The following is a 20,022-nucleotide window of genomic DNA, read 5'->3' as shown; positions in this document are numbered from 1 at the left end:
ATTGTCGGGCGGGAAAGAGTCCCGCCCGACATCGCTTATGAATCACCGCGCCACATTCGACGCCACACGCGCACCGTTCTGTCTGCGCCGATAACTCGTATCGCGCGATGCAAGCCAGTAATAAACCGGCGACGTCAGCAGCAATCCGACGATCCACGACAGATCCGCGCCGTCGAGATACTTGGGCACCGCGCCCGCATACATCGGCGTGTTCATGAACGGAATCTGCACGACGATACCGATCGCATAAGCGATCAACGCCTGCGGATTGAATCGTCCATAGATGCCGCCGTCTACCTGAAAGATCGACTGGATGTCGTACTTGCCTTTGTGGATCACATAGAAGTCGATGAGATTGATCGCGGTCCACGGCACCAGTACGACGAGCAGCGCAAGCACGAGATCGACGAGATTCGCGACGAAGTTCGTCGATGCGCCGATCGCGCCATAGCAGCACGCGACGAGAATCACGACCGACAACACGGCGCGCGCTTTCGCCGTCGGAATCCAGCGATACGCGAACGTCTGCAATGACGTGATCACCGCGAGCACCGCGCCATACAGGTTCAACGCGTTGTGGCTGATGACGCTCAACAGGAACAACACGAGCATCGGCAGGCCGAGCGGTCCGGTGGCGAGCTTCACGGCATCCATCGCGTCGGCGCCGGGCGGCACCGCGAGCACCGCGACCGCGCCGAACACGAAGGCGAGCGTCGAACCGATCGTGCAGCCGAGATACGTCGCCCAGAACGTCGACGAGACGCGCACGGTCGCCGGCAAATAGCGCGAATAGTCGGACACGTAAGGCGCGAACGCGATCTGCCACAGCGCGGAAAGCGATACGGTCGCGAGCCAGCCGGCGAAGTTGAAGCCGCCGCGCGTGAGGAAATCGTCCGTCGAGACATGCGTGAGGATGTAGCCGAAGCCCACGCAAATGCCGATGCCGAGGACCCACGTCCCGATGCGGTTCAGGATATGAATGAACTTGTATCCGATGATGCCGATCAGTCCCGATCCCAGCGCGCCGATCACGATGCCCACGGGCACCGACACCGACGTCTCGATGCCATGCAGCGACTTCCCCGCGAGCACGATGTTCGACGCGAAGAAGCCCACGTACATCACGCCCGCGATGACGGTCACGAGCAACGCGCCCCACGATCCGAACTGCGCGCGGCTCTGGATCATCTGCGGAATGCCCATTTGCGGCCCTTGCGCGGAATGCAACGCCATCAGCACGCCGCCGACCGCCTGTCCGACGACGATCGCAACGATGCCCCACAGCAGGTTCAGATGAAAGATCTGCACGCCGAGCGCGCCCGTCACGATCGGCAAGGGCGCGATATTGCCGCCGAACCATAGCGTGAACAGGTCGCGCACTTTGCCGTGACGATCCTCGGGCGGCACATAGCCGATGGTGTGCTTCTCGATCAACGGAGAAGCGTTGCGTGATGCACTAGTCAAAGTTGTCTCCAGTTTGTGCGCGGCAAAGCGATGCCCTGACGCGCATCGCGCCCGTATCGCCTGCGGCGTGTGAGAAATCAGGCTGTGGTCGAAAGATGATCGGCGAGGCGTATCAGCATCGCGTCGCAATCGTGGAGTTGTTCGAGGGTTACGTACTCATCGGGCTTGTGTCCCTGATCCATGCTGCCGGGACCGCATACGACAGTCGGAATGCCTGCCTGATCGAAGAGTCCGCCTTCCGTGCCGAACGCCACCGTGCCGAATTCCGACGATCCGCTCAAGAGCGCGACGAGACGCGCCGCTTCGCTTTCGGGCGATGTCGCGAGTCCGGGATACGCGGATAGCGCTTCGAGGCGAACGTCCGTCTCGGGTTCAATGGCGCGCATCTTCGGCAGCAGTTCGGCTTGTGCGTACGCCTGCAAATCCTTGGCGACCGTGCTCGCTTCGAAGCCGGGAAGCGCGCGCACTTCGAAGTCGAATTCGCATTCGGCCGGCACGATGTTGAGCGCACGACCGCCCTTGATGACGCCCGTCTGCACGGTCGAATACGGCGGATCGAAGCGCTCGTCGTGATGCTCGGGCTGCGCCAGCCGTTCGCCGAGTTCTTCAAGCCGATTGATGAGGCGCGCTGCATATTGAATCGCGTTCACGCCATACGGCGCATAGGCGGAATGACAAGGCGCGCCTTTCACCTGACAACGCATCGCGAGCTTGCCCTTGTGACCGAGCACCGGCTTCAACGATGTCGGCTCGCCGATCAGACACAGAACGGGCTTGTGCGCGCGCTTCGCCAGTTGCGCGAGCATCGGCCGCACGCCGAGGCATCCGACTTCCTCGTCGTATGAAAACGCCAGATGCACGGGCAATCTCAGTCCGCGCTCGATCAACATCGGCACGGCGGCCAGCACCGACGCGAGAAAGCCCTTCATGTCGGCTGTGCCGCGGCCATAGAGCCGTCCATCTTTTTCCGTGAGACGGAATGGATCGACGGTCCACGGCTGGCCATCGACCGGCACGACATCCGTATGCCCCGAGAGCACGATGCCGCCGCGATCGCGCGGTCCGATCGTCGCGAACAGATTCGCCTTCGTGCGCTCCGCGTTGTAGAACAGCTCGCTTTCGATGTCGAACTGCGCGAGGTAATCGCGAACGAACTCGATCAGCGCGAGATTCGAATCGCGGCTGACGGTCGCGAAACTAATCAGCTTGTCGAGCAGATCGCGGCTCGTCGTGTCACTCATCGCCCGGCACTCCGTAGCTCGGCGCAGCGGTCGGGTTCAATGCGCGCGTCACGTAGTCCTGCATCTGCGGCTCGTACGCATGCCACAGGTCATCGAGCTTGCCGATGGGATCGTCATCGGCCCAGTCGACGCGCAGATCGACGAGCGGCCAGCTTTGCTCGCCCGCGATCTTCAGCGCCGCCGAATGCACCGGCCCCGCTTCGCCGCCCGCCGCGATCGCCGCATGCATCGCGGCAAGCAGACGATCCGCAAGCTGGCCCGATGCGTTCTCGAATGCGGGAATCATCGCTTCGATGACATGCACGCCCGCGAGCATGTTGCCCGCCGCGACGCATTGCCTGCCCGCGACCGCGTGATACGTGCCGAGCGCTTGCTTGCCGCTGAAGAACGCGGTGTGGCCTTGCGCATCGACGACCGTCACCTGCCGATACTCGCTCCATTCGTTCGCGCTCAACGCGCGTTCGAGTGCGGCGTTCGCATCGAGCTTGGCGCTTTCGATGTAATCGAGAATTTGCGGACCGAGCGCGGGCAGCGTGACGTTCTGCGTCGCGACGACGCCCACGCCCGCGCGCACCCACGGACAGCGCGCGCCCACCGCGATGCTCGACGAACTGATCGCGATGCCGAGCTGCCCGGTCTCTTCACATCGTCCGACGATCGAGAATGTCATGCGCGCTCCTGGGGCGGCGTCCATCCATCGGGGATGACGGCGATCACGTCGATCTCCATCAGCCATTCGGGTTGTCCGAGCGCGACGACGGTAAGGCCCGTCGAAATCGGAAACACGCCCTTCAGCCATTTGCCGACTTCGCGATACACCGGCTCGCGAAAGCGCACATCGGTGAGATAAGTCGTCGTCTTGACGATATGCGAGAGATCGCTGCCCGCTTCTTCGAGCAACTGCTTCACGTTCTTCATCGCCTGCTCGGCCTGCGCGCGCGGATCGCCGAGACCGACGAGATTGCCGTCGAAGTCCGTGCCGATCTGACCGCGCACATAAACGGTATTGCCCGCGCGAACGGCCTGGCAGAGATCGTTATCGAGGGTCTGATTCGGGTACGTATCCTTCGTGTTGAACATGCGGATACGGGTATGCGTAGGTTGGCTCATCGAATGCACCTTGATTCCGGATAGTTTCTGATCAGTTGACGCCCATCTCGCTGACCTTGTGGACGCGCGATGCATCGGTCACGCCTTCTTCGCGCTTCGTCTCGACAGCACGTTGCGGCGCGTCGTAATAAGCGAGGTATTTGCGCTGCGTGACGATGTGATCGGCGATATGTTTCGCGTCGTGCCACACGCCCCAGATGAACGCGGAGCCGCGCCGCGAAAGCCACGGCAAGCCGAGAAAATAGATGCCCGGTTCTTTGGCGACGCCACGTTGATGTTTCGGCTTGCCTTTGTCATCGAATGCATCGACTTGCAGCCAGTTGAAATCGACGGCATAACCGGTCGCCCAGATGATCGACGTAACACCCGCTTGCGCGAGATCGAGTTCGAGAAGCGGATGCGTCATGCATTCCGGGTCGGCGGGAATATGGCGCGCTTCGGGCTCCTCGGGCAGATCGAGCCCGTTGCGTTGCGCATAGGCATCGGCGGCATCGAGCAATGACAAATAGTTCTCGTCGCCGCGACGGATGTTATCCGCGAGATCGGCTTCGAAGCTCACGCGCGTATCGTCGAACGATTTCGTCAGACCGACGAGCGTGATGCCCTGATGCGCGAGGCGCCTGAAGTCCACCGTATGGCCGCCGCGCGCGCCGCTCACGGCAATGGTCACATGCTCGCGGCCCGGCTTCATCACTTCCGCGTCCCATTCGCCGAGCACGCCGAGCCACCAGCAGAAATCGCGTCCGCGATATCCGCGCGGCGGACGATCGTGCGCGCCGACCGACAGATACACGCGCCGGCCCGCGCGCTGCAATTCATCGGCGATCTGCACGCCCGACGATCCCGCGCCCACGACGAGCACGCCGCCTTCGGGCAGTTGCTGCGGATTGCGATAGTCGGCGGAATGGATCTGCGTGAGCTTTGCGGACGACGGCGCGATCGGCGGAATCACGGGGCGCTGAAACGGACCCGTCGCGACGACCACGCGATTCGCTTCGATGGTTCCGTCGGATGTATCGACGGTAAAGCCCGGCCGCCCCACATTGCGCACGACCTTCTTCACTTCGACGCCGGTGCGAATGGGCGCATCGAATTTCTTCGCGTACTCGACGAAGTATTCCGCGACCTGATCTTTCGATGCGAAACCATTGGGGTCGAAATCCGCGAACTCGAGATTAGGGAAACGATCGTGCCATGCGGGACCATTGGCGACGAGCGAATCCCACCTGCCCGTGCGCCAGCGTTCGGCGATGCGATCGCGTTCGAGCACGAGATGCGGCACGCCGAGCTTGCTCAGGTGTTCGCTCATCGCGACGCCAGCCTGGCCCGCGCCGACCACGAGCGTGTCGATAGACGTTGTTTCCACTGTCATGGCTATGTCCTTCTGAAAGGCCGTTGTATCCGTGATGTCTTCGTGAAAATCTACGCGTCCCGACCGAATCCGAAAAATATATTTAAAAAATGCACGGCATCGGATTTGGCTATGCAATGAATTTTGAGCACTTCACAATGCGGCTCATCGAAGCTCCATTTCCGGAATGTCATCGATGGAAAGCCATCCCTTGCGCTATTCGCTGCGGCAATTGCGCTACTTCGTGGTCGCTGCCGAAGCCTTGTCCTTCACCGCCGCCGCGAAAAAACTGCATATTTCGCAGCCGTCGATATCGACCGCCCTCGCCGATCTCGAAGCATCGTTCGGCGTGCAGCTATTCATTCGCCATCATGCGAGCGGTCTGTCGCTCACGCAGGCCGGCCGCGATCTGCTCGGGCAAGCGCGCAATCTGCTGAAGATCGCGGAAGAACTGCAAATGGCCGCGAAAGAAATGGATGGCGGCATGACCGGCTCCATCGCGCTCGGCTGTCTCGTGTCGCTCGCACCGCCGTTGATGCCGGGACTCATCAGCCGCTTCACGGCGGGGCACGCGGGCATTTCGTTTCGCACGGTCGAAGCGCATCAGGACGGCTTGTTGCGCGGCCTGCATGACGGTTCGCTCGATATCGCCCTCACCTATAGTCTGGACTTGACCGAAGACATCGCGTTCACGCCGCTGCTTTCGTTGCCGCCTTATGCGATCTTGCCGAAGACGCATCGGCTTGCGCGAGCGCGCAAGGTATCGCTCGCCGATTTGCAATCGGAGCCTTACGTGATGCTCGATCTGCCGCATAGCCGCGAGTATTTCGCCGCGCTCTTCGATGCGGTCGGCAGCCGTCCCGTGCCCGCGTTCCGGTCATCGCAACCGGAAGTCGTGCGCGGCATGGTGGCGAACGGCCTCGGCTATAGCATCCTCAACTTTCCGCTGAAGTCGAATCGCACGGTGGATGGCGAGGACTTCGTGATTAAGCGCTTCAAGGACAACGTCAACGCGACTACGTTAGGCATCGCGCAATCGCGCACGATGCGTCCGCGGCAAGTGGTGCATCGCTTCTCGTCGTTCTGCGAGAACTATATTAGGCGACTGCATATCGATACGTGAAGTTATCGGCGCTGCATAGATAAAAGCTTTGCTTTGTATCCGAAAACAATATTTTGGCTGGCAATTTGGCTTGATAGATTGATGTCCATGTCGAGCGCAATGCGGTCAAAGCCCGCGCCAGCGCGCTCTCACGAGTCGAGACAAGGAGGGCTTCATGATCGCAGTGGACACGCTCATCGACCAGTTACGGTCGAATTGCGAACGACCATTCAGCGATGCGCACGCCATGCCGCCTGGCGTCTATACATCGCCCGACTTCCTGTCACTCGAAGAGCGCGAGATCTTCGCGCATGAATGGCAATGCGTCGGCCGCGCGAGCGCGTTGAAGGAACCCGGCGATTACCTGACGGCGCAGATCGGCGCGCAGCCGATCGTCGTATTGCGCGACGAGCAGATGCAGCTCAAGGCGATGTCGAATGTGTGCCTGCATCGCATGTCGGTGCTGCTCGAAGGGCGCGGCAACAAGCGGCGCATCGTGTGCCCCTATCACGCGTGGAGTTATGGACTCGACGGCGAATTGAAGGGCGCGCCGCTCATGGACCGGCAAGAAGGCTTCTGCAAGGAAAGTTATAGGCTGCCCGCCGTGCGCTGCGAGGAATGGCAAGGCTGGATCTATGTGACGCTCGATGAAAGCGCGCCGCCCGTCGCAACGCAGCTAGCCGAACTGAGCGAATTGATCGGCGCGTATGGCATGACGGACTACATCGAAACTTTCTATGAAGAGCATGTGTGGGATACCAACTGGAAGATCCTCGCCGAAAACTTCATGGAAAGTTATCACTTGCCAATGCTGCATCGCGCGACCGTAGGGCCGCATTCGAAGCTCGAAGAGATGGAATGTCCACCGGGTTATCCCGCGTTCAACTATCACTGGATCACGAAGGAAGCGAGCTTGCCCATTGGCAATGCTCATCCGGATAACCCGCGTTTAACGGGTCATTGGCGCAAGACGACCGCACTGCTCGCGATCTATCCGACGCATCTCGTCACGCTTACGCCCGGCTATTTCTGGTATCTCGTGTTGCAGCCGCGCGGCGTCGGGCAAGTGCATATCCGCTTCGGCGGCGGTCTCGCGCCTGAATTCATCGCCGACGCGGAAGCGAACGCGCATATGTCGACATTGAAGAAGCTGCTCGACGAAGTGAACGCGGAAGACAGGCGCGGCGTGGAAGCGGTGTTTCGCGGCGTGCATGCGCCGCTCGCGAAGCCCGGAAATCTGAGCCACCTTGAACGGCCCAATTTCGACTTTGCGCGCTATATCGCGACGAAGCTCGCACAGCACTGAAAGACAGGACACGAACACGATGTCAGCCCCTTCCTTCATCTCCTTCTCCGGCGTGAGCAAATCGTATGACGGCGCCCATTACGTCGTGGAGGATTTGAACCTCGACGTGCGCAAGGGAGAATTTCTTTCGCTGCTCGGTCCGTCCGGCTCGGGTAAAACGACGACGCTGATGATGCTCGCGGGCTTCGAAACGCCGACGCAAGGCGAGATTCGTCTCGATGGCAGGCGTCTCGACGACAAGCCGCCGCATCAGCGCGACATCGGCATGGTCTTTCAGAACTACGCGCTCTTTCCGCATCTGACGATCGCGGAGAACGTCGCCTTTCCGCTTTCCGTGCGACGCGTGAGCCGCGCCGAGCAGAAGACGCGCGTGAAGCGCGCGCTGGAGATGATCGAGTTGCCCCATCTCGCGAACCGGCGACCCTCACAGCTTTCCGGCGGGCAGCAGCAGCGCGTCGCGCTCGCACGCGCGCTCGTGTTCGAACCGAGCGTCGTGCTGATGGACGAGCCGCTCGGCGCACTCGACAAGCGCCTGCGCGAAACGATGCAATACGAAATCATGCGGCTGCACCGCGAGCTTTCGCTGACGATCGTCTACGTGACGCACGATCAGGCCGAAGCGCTGACGATGTCGGACCGGGTCGCCGTCTTTTCCGATGGCCGCATCCAGCAGGCCGCGACGCCGAGCGAGCTTTACGAGAACGCGCAGAACGCGTTCGTTGCGAACTTCGTCGGCGAGAACAACGGTCTCACGGGGCGCGTCGCCAGTGCGAACGGCGAATGGGCGACGCTGGCGCTATCGGACGGCAGCGTCATTCGCGGACGCTGCGAGCACGGCCTGCGCGCCGGCGATGAAGCGATGCTCGCGCTGCGCCCCGAACGCGCGCACATTCCCGGCACGGAAGACGCGCACGCGGACGAGCACAGCAACGTCGTGCGCGCACGCGTCGAGGAACTCGTGTACTGCGGCGATCATCATCGCGTGCATCTGAAGCTCGGCTCGCGCGATTCCATCGTCGTCAAAGTGCCCAATACCCAGCGTCACGCATTGCCCTGCGCAGGCAGCACGATCGATATCGCGTGGCGTCACGACGACTGCAAGATTCTCGCGATGATGGCGCCAAAAAACGCGCCCGCGATTGCCCCGAGCACACCGCCCTCACCTTCTCTCATCCCGACCGCACCCGCAGGAGCCAACTGACATGCGCAATCACATCAAAGCACAATGCGCCGCACTCGCAGTATTTGCGTTTGCAACTATCTCGACACAGGCGGCGGAGACACTCTCCGTCGTGACGTTCGGCGGCGCGTTCGAAGCCGCCGCCAAGAAAGCCTGGTTCGAACCGTTCACGCAGGCAACGGGCGTGAACTTCTCGACCGAGTCGTATGACGGCGGCCTCGCCAAGCTCTCCGCGATGGAGCAGGCGAAGAACACGACGTGGGATCTCATCGATCTGGAAACCAACGACGCGATCACCGCATGCGATGAAGGCCTGCTGCAGAAGTTCGACAAGAAGATGCTCGGCAAGACGAGCGACTTCATCCCCGGCTCGATCAGCGATTGCGCGGTTGCGAGCATGGTGTGGTCCACGGTCTATGCCTACGACGCGAGCAAGCTGAAGACCGCGCCGACCACTGTCAACGACTTCTTCGATTTGCAGAAATACCCCGGCAAGCGCGGCCTGCGCAAGTCGCCGAAGGTGTCGATGGAATGGGCGCTGATCGCCGATGGCGTCGACCCGAAAGATGTCTACAAGGTGCTCGGCACGCCCGCCGGCGTCGATCGCGCGTTCAAGAAGCTCGACACGATCAAGAAGAACATCGTGTGGTGGGAGTCGGGCGCGCAGGCGCCGCAACTGCTCGCCGATGGCGCGGTCGTGATGGTGCAGGCCTACAACGGCCGCATCGACGACGCCGCGAAGAAGGACAACAAGCCGTTCAAGGCCGTGTGGGACGCGCAAGTCTACGACTTCGAGTGGTGGGCTATTCCGACGGGCGCGAAGCACGCCGATACCGCGGCGAAGTTCATCGTGTCGCAAGCGCAGCCGAAGGCATCGGCGGATCTCTCGAAGTACATCGCGTATGCGCCGCCGCGTAAGGATGCGGTCGCGCTCGTCGACAAGCAGCGACTCGCCGACATGCCGACCGCGCCGGATAACTTCAAGCGCGCGGTGCAGATCAACGCGAACTTTTGGGCCGACAACGCAGATCAGATCAACAAGCGCTTCCAGGTCTGGCTCACGCAATAACGCTGTTCATGGATGAGAGTAACGACATGCCTGCATCGATTCACGCGCACGCCGCCGGTTCTCCGACGAGAGCCGATGGCCGCGCCTCGTATCAAAGAGCGCGCCGCCGCGCATCGGTGCAGGCGTTGTTGCTTGCCTTGCCGCTGATCGTGTTTTTGCTGTCGACGTTCATCGCGCCAATCGCGATGCTGCTTGCGCGCAGTGTCGAGAACAAGGAGGTGCCGGACAGCATGCCGGCGCTCACTCGTGCTCTCGATGCCTGGGACGGCCGCGGCGTGCCCGATGAACATCTGTTCGCGCTGCTCGCCTCGGGCCTGAAGGATGCGCAACAGAACGGGCAACTCGGCACCGTCGCGCGCAGGCTCAACTTCGCGCAGCCCGAGTTTCGCAGCTTGCTGATGCGGACCGCGCGCAGCGTGCGCGAGGAGACGCCGCCCGCGTGGAAGCCGGTTTTGATCGACATGGATGAACGTTGGAATTCGCCGGAGATCTGGCGTCTGTTGAAACGCGCGGCCACGTCGCCGACGCCGGACTATCTGCTTGCCGCCGTCGATGCGCAAGTGACGCCGCAAGGCAACGTCGCGTTCGTGGCGGATAACTCGTCGGTGTATCGACAGGCGTTTCTGCGCACGATATCGATCAGCGCGTCCGTCACGCTGCTGTGCCTCGTGCTGGGTTATCCGGTCGCATGGCTGCTCGCGAATCTGCCGACGCAAAGCAGCAACCGCCTGATGCTTTTCGTGATCGTGCCGTTCTGGACGTCGCTGCTCGTACGCACGACTGCGTGGTATGTGTTGCTGCAGCCGGGCGGTGTCATCAATGGCCTCTTGATGGGACTCGGTCTCGCGACGCATCCGCTGCCGCTCATCTTCAATCGCACGGGCGTGTTGATCGGCATGACGCATGTGTTGCTGCCGTACATGATTCTGGCGATCTTCTCGGTGATGAAAGGCGTGTCGCCGGTCTATCTGCGCGCGGCGCAATCGCTCGGCGCGCATCCGTTCACCGCGTTCGTGCGCGTGTACATACCGCAGACGTTGCCGGGTGTCGGCGCGGGATGCTTTCTCGTTTTCGTGCTCGCGCTCGGCTACTACATCACGCCAGCGCTGCTCGGCGGCGCAGGCGATGAAATGATCAGTCAGCTCATCGCGCTGCAGACGAATACGCAGCTCAATTGGGGGCTTGCGGGCGCGCTCTCGGCGTACCTCGTGATCTTCACCGCGATCTTCTATTTCCTGTTCAACCGCATCGTCGGCATCGACCGGTTGCGCTTCGGTTAAGGGGCCATTCTTCCATGACGGAATCACGCAACCGGGTGCTGACCGAACGCATCGCTTCCCGATGGGTGCGCGTGCATACCGCGCTCGTGCTGTTCTTTCTCGTCGCGCCGATTCTGGCGATCATCCCTTTGTCGTTCAATTCGGGATCCTACTTTTCTTATCCGTTGCAGGGGTTTTCGTTGCGCTGGTATGAGCAGGCGCTCACGAGTCCCGACTGGCAGCGCTCGCTTTTGAACAGCATCGGCATTGGTGCGGCGTCGACGTTGATCGCGACGTGTCTCGGCACGCTTGCAGCGCTCGGCCTTTCGCGTTCGCAGTTTCCGCTGCGCTCGGTCATCATGCCGATCATCATTTCGCCGATGATCGTGCCGATTGTCGTTGTCGCGGCCGGCTTCTATCTGATCTTTGCGCCGCTCGGGCTCGTCAACTCTTATCCCGGTGTGATCTTCGCGCATGCGGCGCTTGGCACGCCCTTTGTCGTGATTACCGTGACGGCGTCGTTGTTGTCCTTCGATCAAAGTCTCTTGCGTGCGGCGTCGGGGCTCGGGGCGACGCCGTGGATCGCCTTCCGGCGCGTGACCTTGCCGCTCATTACGCCGGCTGTGGCTACCGGCAGCGTGTTCGCGTTTGCTACTTCGTTCGATGAAGTTATCGTCATTCTCTTTATCGGCGGGCCGGATCAGCGAACCGTGCCGCGGCAGATGTGGAGCGGTATTCGCGATTCCATCGATCCTTCCATTCTTGCTGTTGCTACGATGCTGATCGTGTTTGCTGTTCTGCTCTTTGCCAGCATCAATTGGTTGCGGGGGCGGGCTAGTCGGGCTCTTGTTTGAAGTTTGAATCGCCCTCTGTTCGCCGTGCTTTCGCTTTCGCCGGATCCCGCTTTCGCGTCGGTCTATTGGCACTGCCCCTGTGCGGGGCGGCACTCACTTTCTTTGCTGCTGCAAAGAAAGTAAGCAAAGAAAGCAGCTACTGATGCCCGCGGTCACACGCAATTTGGGTAGTTCTCTCGTCCTAGGCGGCACTCGCCTAAAGAGTGCCCTCATAGGCCCCATCGGGCTAGGCTCGCGCACGGTCTGCCACATCGCACCACATAACAAACGGGTTCAGCACCATATAGCTCCGGCCCGCTTCGCGGCCGACCGGTCAATCGGGTCCGCGCGTGCTTCTCTACTAACGTCTCCATCTCACTGCAATCGCCGCCCCCTTGGTTTCCCTTGCATACCCGGCGGCAGCGCGTAGCGCTGTGCCGAAGCTCTTTCGTGCTGAACCAGTGTCCTTGGAAAACTAGCTCGTCAGACCGTGCGCGATCCAAGCCGCGTTATTGTGATGAGGGCACTCTTTAGGCGAGTGCCATCCGCGACGAGAGAATTACCCAACGCGCGTGTGACCGCGGGCCTGAAAAGCTGCTTTCTTTGGTTGCTTTCTTTGCACAGGACCAGAGTAAGCACTAAAGCGCTAACTCTGGTCGACGGCAAAGAAGGTGACTGCCGCCCCGCACAGGGGCAGTGCCAATAGATCACTAAGAAAGCGGGATCCAGCGACAGAACCAAAAACAGCTTAAGCCAACGCCTCGGCCGCACGCCGCGGCAACATCCGATCAAACTCGCGCTTAACGATGCCATAGCACTCACAAGCCCGCTCCTCGAGTCCCGCACGATCGAGAATCTTGATACACCCACGGCTATGATGAATCAGCCCCGCATCGTGCAGCTTGCCAGCCGCCTCCGTCACACCTTCACGGCGCACGCCGAGCATATCGGCGATCATCTGCTGCGTCACACGCAGTTGATCCGACGGCGTGCGATCCGTCTGAATCAGCAACCAACGGCACAGTTGCTTCGACAGCGAGTGATGACGATTACACGCGGCCGTCTGCGCCACTTGCGTCAGCAGGGCTTGCATGTACAGCAACATCACGCGGCGCAGAAAGTCGGAACGGCCGAAGTGCTCACGCAACGCACCCGCGCTCATGCGATACGCAAAGCCCGCACATTGCACCTGCACGCGCGTCGGCATCGTGTCGCCGCCCGTCAGCACCGGAACCCCCGACATTCCCTCACGTCCCACCGCCGCGACTTCAACGGAACCGCCGTCTTCCATCGTATGCAGCAGCGAAATGATCGCCGTAGTCGGGAAATACACGTGGTGAATGCGCTGCCCGGAATCGCACAACAACTGCTCCGTGCGCAACTGGACCAGCTCGAGATGCGGTGCGATAGCCTGCCATTCCTGCGCCGGAAGCGCGCCCAACAGATGATTGCCGTGCAGATCGGATTGAAGTGTCAACATTTTTCTTAGTCTCGTGCGTTTGCGCTTCGCGCTTTTGATTTCTTCTGGCTCGCAACAGGATTCGCGCATGCATCTGATGGCATACATCGAACCTGTTGCGTCCAGCCCCGTAGTACGAACCCGCTGCTTCTTCTTGTTTTATACCGCAGCGATGTTCGTGCGTGGTCATACATTAGCGAGAGGTGTGCCAGCGAACGCCAATCCTTATACCAACAGGACTTTGCGCGATTCCCCACGCAAAGCGCGGAGAACGTGCGCTCAAGTACGAAGAAAATTGATTCACCCGTGAAAAGCGACCTTCAGACGGATCGCGGGAGATGGCGGCAGAACGCCAAACGTTTTCGTCTGGCGAATGTCTTGTCAGAGCAGGCTCCGCCGATGCGCTCATCTAGCGAAACGAAGCCAATCGGAGGCTCGAAAGCCTTGTCGTAGCAGAAACAGCCCGCACGCGAAAAATGTTGCAAAGGTGGTTAACGGCGATGCGCGTCGTTTTTAAAGCCCCGATGCCGAGTCGCGCGAAAGCCTTATGCGACGCGCGTCCGCGGGATTCTCAAAGGCTTGGCACAGGATGCGGACGTGAACCGTCGCGGTTTCGCGGCGCGGCGAAAAATGTTGCATCGCCTAAACCTCGGTGAATTTCGAATTCGGCAGCCGCTTCAAACCTTTGGCGCATGAATGTGACTCATGCCACGTTGAACAACCTTCGTTTGTGCGCAAGCATCGCTACCGGCACCATGCGTGACATACCCACTTCTATCCGCATGGAGCGAAAAGATGAGCGACGTCATGGAGACCCCCGCAAAGACCGCCGATCAGGCCATCGATCTCAAGGGCCGCGTATCGATCTATCAGCCGGAGCAGCAAGGCTTGATCTTCCCCGAGCTGCCCACGTTCGCGAGCCACGCGGAACATCGTCGGTACCTGAAGGAGCGCCTCGTCGCCGCGTGCCGCGCCTTCGCGCTGCAGGGCTTCGATTACGGGTTCGCGGGCCATCTCACCGTGCGCGATCCGGAGCATCCGTCGCTTTACTGGACCAATCCGATGGCCGTCCACTTCGCGCAAGTGAAGATGTCTAATCTGATCTGCGCGGATCATCAGGGCAACGTGGTCGAAGGCGATTACGCGGTCAATCGCGCGGGCTTCGTGCTGCACGCGGCCGTGCATGAGCAGCATCAGGACATCGTCGCGATGTGCCACGCGCATACCGTCTACGGCACCGCCTTCGCGGCGCTCGGCAAGCCGCTCATTCCGATGTCGCAGGACGCGTGCGCGTTCTTCGAAGACCACGTCGTGATCGGCGATGAAGCCGGCAAGGTCGCCGTCGAAGTGAAGGGCGGCAACAAGGTCGCGAATGCGTTCAAGGGCGTGAAGGCCGCGATCCATCAGAATCATGGCCTACTCACGGCAAGCCGTCACAGCATCGATTCGGCGGCGTTCTGGTTCATCGCGCTCGAGCGTTGCTGCCAGCAACAACTGATGATCGAAGCGACCGGCATCACGCCGAAGCTCGTGCCCGAAGACCGCGCGCGCTATAGCCGGGAGCATGTGGGCAGCGACTACATCGGCTGGCTGCACTTCCAGACGATCTGGAACGATCTCGTCGCCACGCAGCCCGACATGTTCGACTGATTCCATTATGTTGCAGCCCCTCGCCTTCGGAGAAAGGCGAGGCGATTCCCCATGACTACGTCGAGACAAGCGTTCCCGGCGTCGCCTGGGTATCAGCGCGCGGACACATCTGAAGATGCCGACCGATCTAGATCAATCGCATCGTCACAGCCGCCAAGACAAGGTAACGTCCGAGCTTCGCAACCGTGACCAACGCGACGAATGGCAGAAGAGGCTCACGCATCACCCCAGCCAGGAGAGTAAGAGGATCACCAATGACGGGCGCCCAACTAAGCAAGAGCGACCATTTCCCTAAACGTTGATACATGCGCTGCGCGCGGTCCAATTTCTCGTCTGACACTGGAAACCAGCGGCGGCTCTTGAAGCGCTCGATGTATCGCCCCAAAACCCAATTGACCAGTGAACCCAACACGTTGCCGATCGTCGCGACCAGTATCAACGTTGCAGTTGAATAGCTTTTACTCAGCAGCAAGCCCACAAGCACAGCCTCCGATTGAAGAGGCAGAAGGGTGGCTGCGCCGAATGCGGCAAGAAACAATCCTCCGTATGCCGACAGCGTCAGCATGTCTTGAAGGGCATGCCAGCGCCTCGAATCGCTATTGCCATGGGTCTGTCCGAACTAGCTATTGATCGGCGAATAAATAGATGAAGCGAAAGATCGCTAACGTTGCCAACGCGAGCAGAAGTTGGTTCGCGATTCTATCGTATCGGTTTTGGAACTCTGACAATCGCGGTTTATCCCTGAAACGCTCTCGCGACTGTCTTGCCTCCACATGCGGTTGCATTCGGTCCTGATGCCGAAACGGCTCGTGAATCGCTGATTGTTCCTGCTGGCTCGAAACAGGCGATGCGATGTGAGTCGCATCGCCTTTTTTGTATGATGGCGGACCATCCCTCGCAACCGTCCAAAGGACCATCATCATGACCGCCGCAACGCAATTCGATCAGGTTTCCGTCATCAAACGCGCCAATGTCTACTTCGACGGCAAGTGCGTGTCGCACACGGTTCTCTTCGCCGATGGCACCAGGAAAACGCTCGGCGTGATCCTGCCGGGCACGCTCAACTTCGGCACCGACGCGCCCGAACTCATGGAGGTGCAGGCAGGCCAGTGCCGTATTCGGCTCGACGGCAGCGATGAGTGGAAGACGTATAAGGCGGGCGAATCGTTCTCGGTGCCGGGCAAAAGCCGATTCGATATCGACGTGACGGAAACGCTGGATTACGTTTGTAGTTATCTTTGATTGGCGTGAAGGGGAAATGCGGTGTCGGGTAGGGATTCCGCACCTCATGATTCTTAGAGTGGATTTCGGCAAGACGAACTCCGTCTAACTTTTATGTCTGTCCACGTTTCGTGTACACTGACCAAAATTGGACGCCCAACCCGCCGATGCCATCCACCGACCAACTCGCCGAAGCCGCCGCAGCCGCCTTCACGGAGGCGACCGGCTTCGCCGCACGCAGCGTCAAACCACCCGCGCGCGGCGGCTACGACGCCGCCATCGAATTCCGCGTCGGCGGCGCGCGCTTCAAGCGCCCTGTCATCGTGCGGGAAAACATCGACCGGTTCAGCGCGTTATCCGCGTTCAGCGCCTCGGTCGCGCAGAACGGCGGCGCGAAACCCGCGCTCGTTACCGCGCATCTCTCCCCCGACATGATCCGCGCCTGCCGCGATCTGAACGTCGATGCCCTCGATCTCGCCGGCAACGCGAGCGTCATCGAAGGCGATGGCGTCGTCGTGATCGTGTCGGGCCGTCCGCGCGTCGCGCACGGCAAGGCGCGCCGCTCGAAAACCTGGACGAAGTCGACGTTGCGCGTCACGGCCGCCCTGCTCATCACGCCCGCGCTGCTGCAACGGGGCTATCGCGATATCGCGCAACACGCGGGCGTGAGCCACGGCACGGTGCAAAACGCGGTGCGGGCGCTCATCGATCATCGCGATGTATTCGAGCGGCCCGACGGCGCCGGCCTGCAAATCGCCGACAAGGAACGGCTCATCGACGAATGGGTGACGCTGTATCCGCGGCAATTGCGCGAATCGCTGCTGATCGGGCGTTATCGCGCGGAGTCGAACGACTGGTGGCGCGACGTGCCCGGCCTGCCGGGTCAATGCCAGTTCGGCGGCGAGCCGGCCGCAGCGATACTCACGGAATACCTGAAGCCCGCGACCGTCACCGCGTATTGCGCCGACGCCGCGCCGCGCGAATGGATCAAGGCGGCGCGGTTGCGGCCCGATCCCGCCGGAAACGTCGAATTCCTGCGCGCGCCCGTGGCGCTCGCGCCGGTCGATGGTCTTCCGCCGAACGTCGTCGCGCCGCTCATCGTCTATGCGGATCTCGTCGCGAGCGGCGACCCGCGCAATCTCGAAACCGCCAGGATGCTGCGTGAACGCTATCTTGCCGCTTGAACTGCTGCCGCATCGCCCGCTCGCCGGCGTCTTTTCCGCGATGCTGCGCGAAGTCGTCGCCGCGTCGCACGCGACGAACATCGCGTGGTTCGTCGGCGGCGCGAGCGCGCGCGACATCCTGCTCACGCACGTCCACGACATCGAGGCGACGCGCGCCACCGCCGACGTCGATATCGGCATCTCGATTCAAAGCTGGACCGGCCACGACGCGCTGCGGCAAGCGCTCGTCGCGTCGGGGCATTTCACCGCGCCGAAAGGCTCGGCGCATCGGCTGAATTTCAACGCGCCGCAGACTGGCGAGCGCACGTGGCTCGATATCGTGCCCTTCGGCGGCGTGCAGGACGCGCACGGCGAAATCGCGTGGCCGCCGGATGGTTCGGTGCGGATGAACGTCGCGGGTTTTCGCCAGGCGCTCGATGCGGCGCTCGCCGTGCGCGTCACGCGCGATCTCGTCGTGCCGGTCGCTTCGCTGCCCGCGCAGGCGATGCTGAAGATCGTCGCGTGGCAAGACCGGCACGCCGCCGACCGCAAGGACGCGATCGACCTGCTCTTTCTGATGGCGCGTTACGCCCAAGCCGGCAACCTCGATCGTCTTTATGCCGATGCCTTCGATCTCGTCGAGCGCCACGGACACGATCCGGATATCGCGGGCGCGGCGCTTCTCGGCCGCGACACGGCCGCGCTCGTCGATGAAAACCTCCGCGCGCAGATTCTCGCGATCCTGCGCCCCGGCGATCCCGCGCCGCCGATCCTCACGCACATGCTCGGCTCGCGCATGCCAGTCTTCGAAGCGGATACGTCGGAACGCGTCGCCGCATTGTTCGACGCATTCCGCAGCGCGTTCTAGCCGTTGCGAAACAGATAGCTGTACGCGTTGAGCGCGGGCACCCCGCCGAGATGCGCGTAGAGCACTTTCGAGCCTTCGGGGAATTCGCCGTTGCGCACCATCTGGATCATGCCGTCCATCGATTTGCCTTCGTAGACGGGATCGGTCAGCACGCCTTCGAGCCGCGCGCACAGACGGATCGCCTCGAGCGTGCCTTCGTTCGGCAGGCCGTATTCGGGGCCGCCGAAGCGCGTATCGAGAATCACGTCGTCGCGCGTGATGTCCTGGCCGAGATCGACGAGTTCCGCTGTGTGCTTCGCGATCCGCAGAATCTGCTCGTGCGTCTGCTCCGGTTTCGCCGATGCATCGATGCCGATCACGCGCCGCGCGCGCCCATCCGCCGCGAAGCCGACCACCATGCCCGCCTGCGTGCTGCCCGTCACCGAGCACACGACGATGTAGTCGAACTTGAAGCCCAGCTCCGCTTCCTGCGCGCGCACTTCCTCCGCGAAGCCGACGAAACCGAGGCCGCCCAGCGGATGCTCCGAGCAACCCGCCGGCACAGGGAACGGCTTGCCGCCCGCCGCGCGCACGCTTTCCATCGCGTCCTGCCAGCTTTTGCGGATGCCGATATCGAAGCCATCGGCGACGAGGCGCACGTCCGCGCCCATCATCCGCGACATCTGGATATTGCCAACGCGGTCATAGACGGCATCGGAGTAATTGACCCAGTTTTCCTGCACGAGCACGCACTTCATGCCGAGATGCGCCGCGACCGCCGCGACCTGGCGCGTCTGGTTCGACTGCACGCCGCCGATGGAAACCAGCGTGTCGCAGCCTTCGGCGATCGCCTCGGGAATCAGATATTCGAGCTTGCGCGTCTTGTTGCCGCCAAACGCGAGGCCGCTGTTGCAGTCCTCGCGCTTCGCGTACAACTCGACCTTGCCGCCGAGATGCGCGGACAGGCGCTTGAGCGGCTGAATGGGCGTCGGTCCGAACGTGAGCGGATAGCGGGGAAAACGTTGCAGATTCATGTCGGCATCCTCGTGATGGTGGGACTGCATGACAGAATCGTAGAGATTCTCGTGACGGATCGGGTTGCGAAAAAATGCCGTTCGGCCTAACGTTTTTGGACGCGAGACGCTGTTCGCTAACTTTTATTTCGTACAAGAGCCCATTGAAGCAATGAAAAAAACCGCATCCGCTCCAAACCCGCATCCGGCAAGCGTCCAGACCGATCGCGTCGATCGCGCGATCCTGCGTCAGTTGCAGCGCGATGCGTCGATCTCGAACGTCGCGCTCGCGGAGAAGGTCAATCTGAGTCCGCCCGCGTGTCTGCGGCGCGTCGAGCGGCTGCGCGAAGCGGGGCTGATCCGCGCGACCGTCGCGCTGCTCGATCCGAAAGCGCTCGATGCCGGCATGCTCGTCTTGATCGGCGTGATCCTCGACCGCTCGACGCCCGATTCCTTCGACGCCTTCGAGAAAGCCGCGCAGAAAGTGCCCGGCTGCATGGAATGCCACGTCGTGACCGGCGAATTCGACTTCTTCATGCTGATCCGCACGCGCGACAGCGAAAGCTTCAACCGGCTCCACGCCGAAAAGCTGCTCTATCTGCCGGGCGTGCGGCAGATCCGCACGTTCGTCGTGTTGCGTGAGGTGCTTTCGACGACGGCGTTTCCAATCGGCGAATCGGCGGGAACGCGGGCGGTGTAGCGTCGGCGACACTTTTGCGAAAGACCTGCTGAAAAATTACGCTACGATTCAGGG

General features: G+C 61.4%; 19 protein-coding genes. 11 read left to right on the top strand and 8 right to left on the bottom strand.

Going from position 1 to position 20,022, the window contains the following annotated elements; all coding sequences use genetic code 11:
• Positions 1-42 precede the first annotated feature (42 nt).
• The 5 genes from NCS03_RS28880 to NCS03_RS28860 form a co-directional block, all read right to left on the bottom strand.
• Complete coding sequence (locus NCS03_RS28880; RefSeq protein ID WP_250479375.1) at positions 43-1,464, bottom strand: purine-cytosine permease family protein; 1,422 nt, start codon at positions 1,462-1,464, stop codon at positions 43-45.
• Positions 1,465-1,541: 77 nt separating this feature from the next.
• A complete protein-coding gene (gene argE / locus NCS03_RS28875; protein WP_250530321.1) occupies positions 1,542-2,705 on the bottom strand; it encodes an acetylornithine deacetylase in 1,164 nt (387 codons plus the stop codon).
• Complete coding sequence (locus NCS03_RS28870) at positions 2,698-3,375, bottom strand: DUF1028 domain-containing protein (protein ID WP_008346226.1); 678 nt, start codon at positions 3,373-3,375, stop codon at positions 2,698-2,700. Before NCS03_RS28870 ends, argE begins: the two co-directional genes overlap by 8 nt.
• Positions 3,372-3,815: a RidA family protein gene (locus NCS03_RS28865; protein WP_008346225.1), complete on the bottom strand. Its 444-nt coding sequence runs from the start codon at positions 3,813-3,815 to the stop codon at positions 3,372-3,374. Before NCS03_RS28865 ends, NCS03_RS28870 begins: the two co-directional genes overlap by 4 nt.
• Before the next feature lie 31 nt (positions 3,816-3,846).
• Complete coding sequence (locus tag NCS03_RS28860) at positions 3,847-5,187, bottom strand: flavin-containing monooxygenase (RefSeq protein ID WP_250530320.1); 1,341 nt, start codon at positions 5,185-5,187, stop codon at positions 3,847-3,849.
• Positions 5,188-5,362: 175 nt separating this feature from the next.
• Here NCS03_RS28860 and NCS03_RS28855 point away from each other — a divergent pair, with 175 nt between their 5' ends.
• From NCS03_RS28855 to NCS03_RS28830, 6 genes are all read left to right on the top strand, one after another.
• Complete coding sequence (locus tag NCS03_RS28855) at positions 5,363-6,289, top strand: LysR family transcriptional regulator (protein ID WP_008346221.1); 927 nt, start codon at positions 5,363-5,365, stop codon at positions 6,287-6,289.
• Positions 6,290-6,443: 154 nt separating this feature from the next.
• Positions 6,444-7,574 carry an aromatic ring-hydroxylating oxygenase subunit alpha gene (locus NCS03_RS28850; RefSeq protein WP_008346220.1) on the top strand — a complete coding sequence of 377 codons (1,131 nt, stop codon included), beginning with the start codon at positions 6,444-6,446 and terminating at the stop codon, positions 7,572-7,574.
• Positions 7,575-7,593: 19 nt separating this feature from the next.
• Positions 7,594-8,775 (top strand): ABC transporter ATP-binding protein, encoded by a 1,182-nt coding sequence (locus tag NCS03_RS28845; RefSeq protein WP_250460496.1) that lies wholly within the window; start codon positions 7,594-7,596, stop codon positions 8,773-8,775.
• Position 8,776: 1 nt separating this feature from the next.
• Complete coding sequence (locus NCS03_RS28840) at positions 8,777-9,823, top strand: ABC transporter substrate-binding protein (RefSeq protein ID WP_250441637.1); 1,047 nt, start codon at positions 8,777-8,779, stop codon at positions 9,821-9,823.
• A gap of 26 nt (positions 9,824-9,849) precedes the next feature.
• On the top strand, positions 9,850-11,103 hold the full coding sequence (locus tag NCS03_RS28835) for an ABC transporter permease (RefSeq protein WP_175980279.1): 1,254 nt from the start codon (positions 9,850-9,852) through the stop codon (positions 11,101-11,103).
• A 14-nt stretch (positions 11,104-11,117) separates the two neighbouring features.
• Positions 11,118-11,936 carry an ABC transporter permease gene (locus NCS03_RS28830; RefSeq protein WP_008346213.1) on the top strand — a complete coding sequence of 273 codons (819 nt, stop codon included), beginning with the start codon at positions 11,118-11,120 and terminating at the stop codon, positions 11,934-11,936.
• A gap of 727 nt (positions 11,937-12,663) precedes the next feature.
• Here NCS03_RS28830 and NCS03_RS28825 read toward each other — a convergent pair.
• Complete coding sequence (locus NCS03_RS28825; RefSeq protein WP_008346211.1) at positions 12,664-13,395, bottom strand: Crp/Fnr family transcriptional regulator; 732 nt, start codon at positions 13,393-13,395, stop codon at positions 12,664-12,666.
• A 774-nt stretch (positions 13,396-14,169) separates the two neighbouring features.
• On the opposite strand from NCS03_RS28825, the gene NCS03_RS28820 reads away from it, so the two are divergent.
• Complete coding sequence (locus NCS03_RS28820) at positions 14,170-15,024, top strand: class II aldolase/adducin family protein (protein ID WP_250479370.1); 855 nt, start codon at positions 14,170-14,172, stop codon at positions 15,022-15,024.
• Between the two features lie 127 nt (positions 15,025-15,151).
• Here NCS03_RS28820 and NCS03_RS28815 read toward each other — a convergent pair whose 3' ends face one another.
• Positions 15,152-15,589 carry a YqaA family protein gene (locus NCS03_RS28815; protein WP_008346207.1) on the bottom strand — a complete coding sequence of 146 codons (438 nt, stop codon included), beginning with the start codon at positions 15,587-15,589 and terminating at the stop codon, positions 15,152-15,154.
• Between the two features lie 356 nt (positions 15,590-15,945).
• On the opposite strand from NCS03_RS28815, the gene ppnP reads away from it, so the two are divergent.
• The 3 genes from ppnP to NCS03_RS28800 all read left to right on the top strand — a co-directional run bounded on the left by ppnP (position 15,946) and on the right by NCS03_RS28800 (position 18,276).
• Entirely contained in the window at positions 15,946-16,266 is a 321-nt protein-coding gene (ppnP, locus tag NCS03_RS28810; RefSeq protein ID WP_008346204.1) for a pyrimidine/purine nucleoside phosphorylase, read from the top strand.
• Positions 16,267-16,412: 146 nt separating this feature from the next.
• Positions 16,413-17,429 (top strand): type IV toxin-antitoxin system AbiEi family antitoxin, encoded by a 1,017-nt coding sequence (locus tag NCS03_RS28805; RefSeq protein WP_250530319.1) that lies wholly within the window; start codon positions 16,413-16,415, stop codon positions 17,427-17,429.
• Positions 17,407-18,276, top strand: a complete 870-nt coding sequence (locus NCS03_RS28800) for a nucleotidyl transferase AbiEii/AbiGii toxin family protein (protein ID WP_175980284.1) — start codon at positions 17,407-17,409, stop codon at positions 18,274-18,276. Before NCS03_RS28805 ends, NCS03_RS28800 begins: the two co-directional genes overlap by 23 nt.
• Here the strand turns inward: NCS03_RS28800 and NCS03_RS28795 are convergent.
• Complete coding sequence (locus NCS03_RS28795) at positions 18,273-19,289, bottom strand: 1-aminocyclopropane-1-carboxylate deaminase (protein ID WP_008346198.1); 1,017 nt, start codon at positions 19,287-19,289, stop codon at positions 18,273-18,275. The genes NCS03_RS28800 and NCS03_RS28795 overlap by 4 nt on opposite strands.
• Before the next feature lie 151 nt (positions 19,290-19,440).
• Here NCS03_RS28795 and NCS03_RS28790 point away from each other — a divergent pair, with 151 nt between their 5' ends.
• Positions 19,441-19,968 carry an Lrp/AsnC family transcriptional regulator gene (locus tag NCS03_RS28790; protein ID WP_008346196.1) on the top strand — a complete coding sequence of 176 codons (528 nt, stop codon included), beginning with the start codon at positions 19,441-19,443 and terminating at the stop codon, positions 19,966-19,968.
• Positions 19,969-20,022 lie beyond the last annotated feature (54 nt).

Origin of the sequence: Caballeronia sp. ATUFL_F1_KS4A (genome assembly GCF_023630905.1) — a bacterium.
GTDB classification, from domain to species: domain Bacteria; phylum Pseudomonadota; class Gammaproteobacteria; order Burkholderiales; family Burkholderiaceae; genus Caballeronia; species Caballeronia zhejiangensis.
Note: the sequence above shows the minus strand (reverse complement) of the source record. Positions and strands in the feature narration are given on the sequence as shown.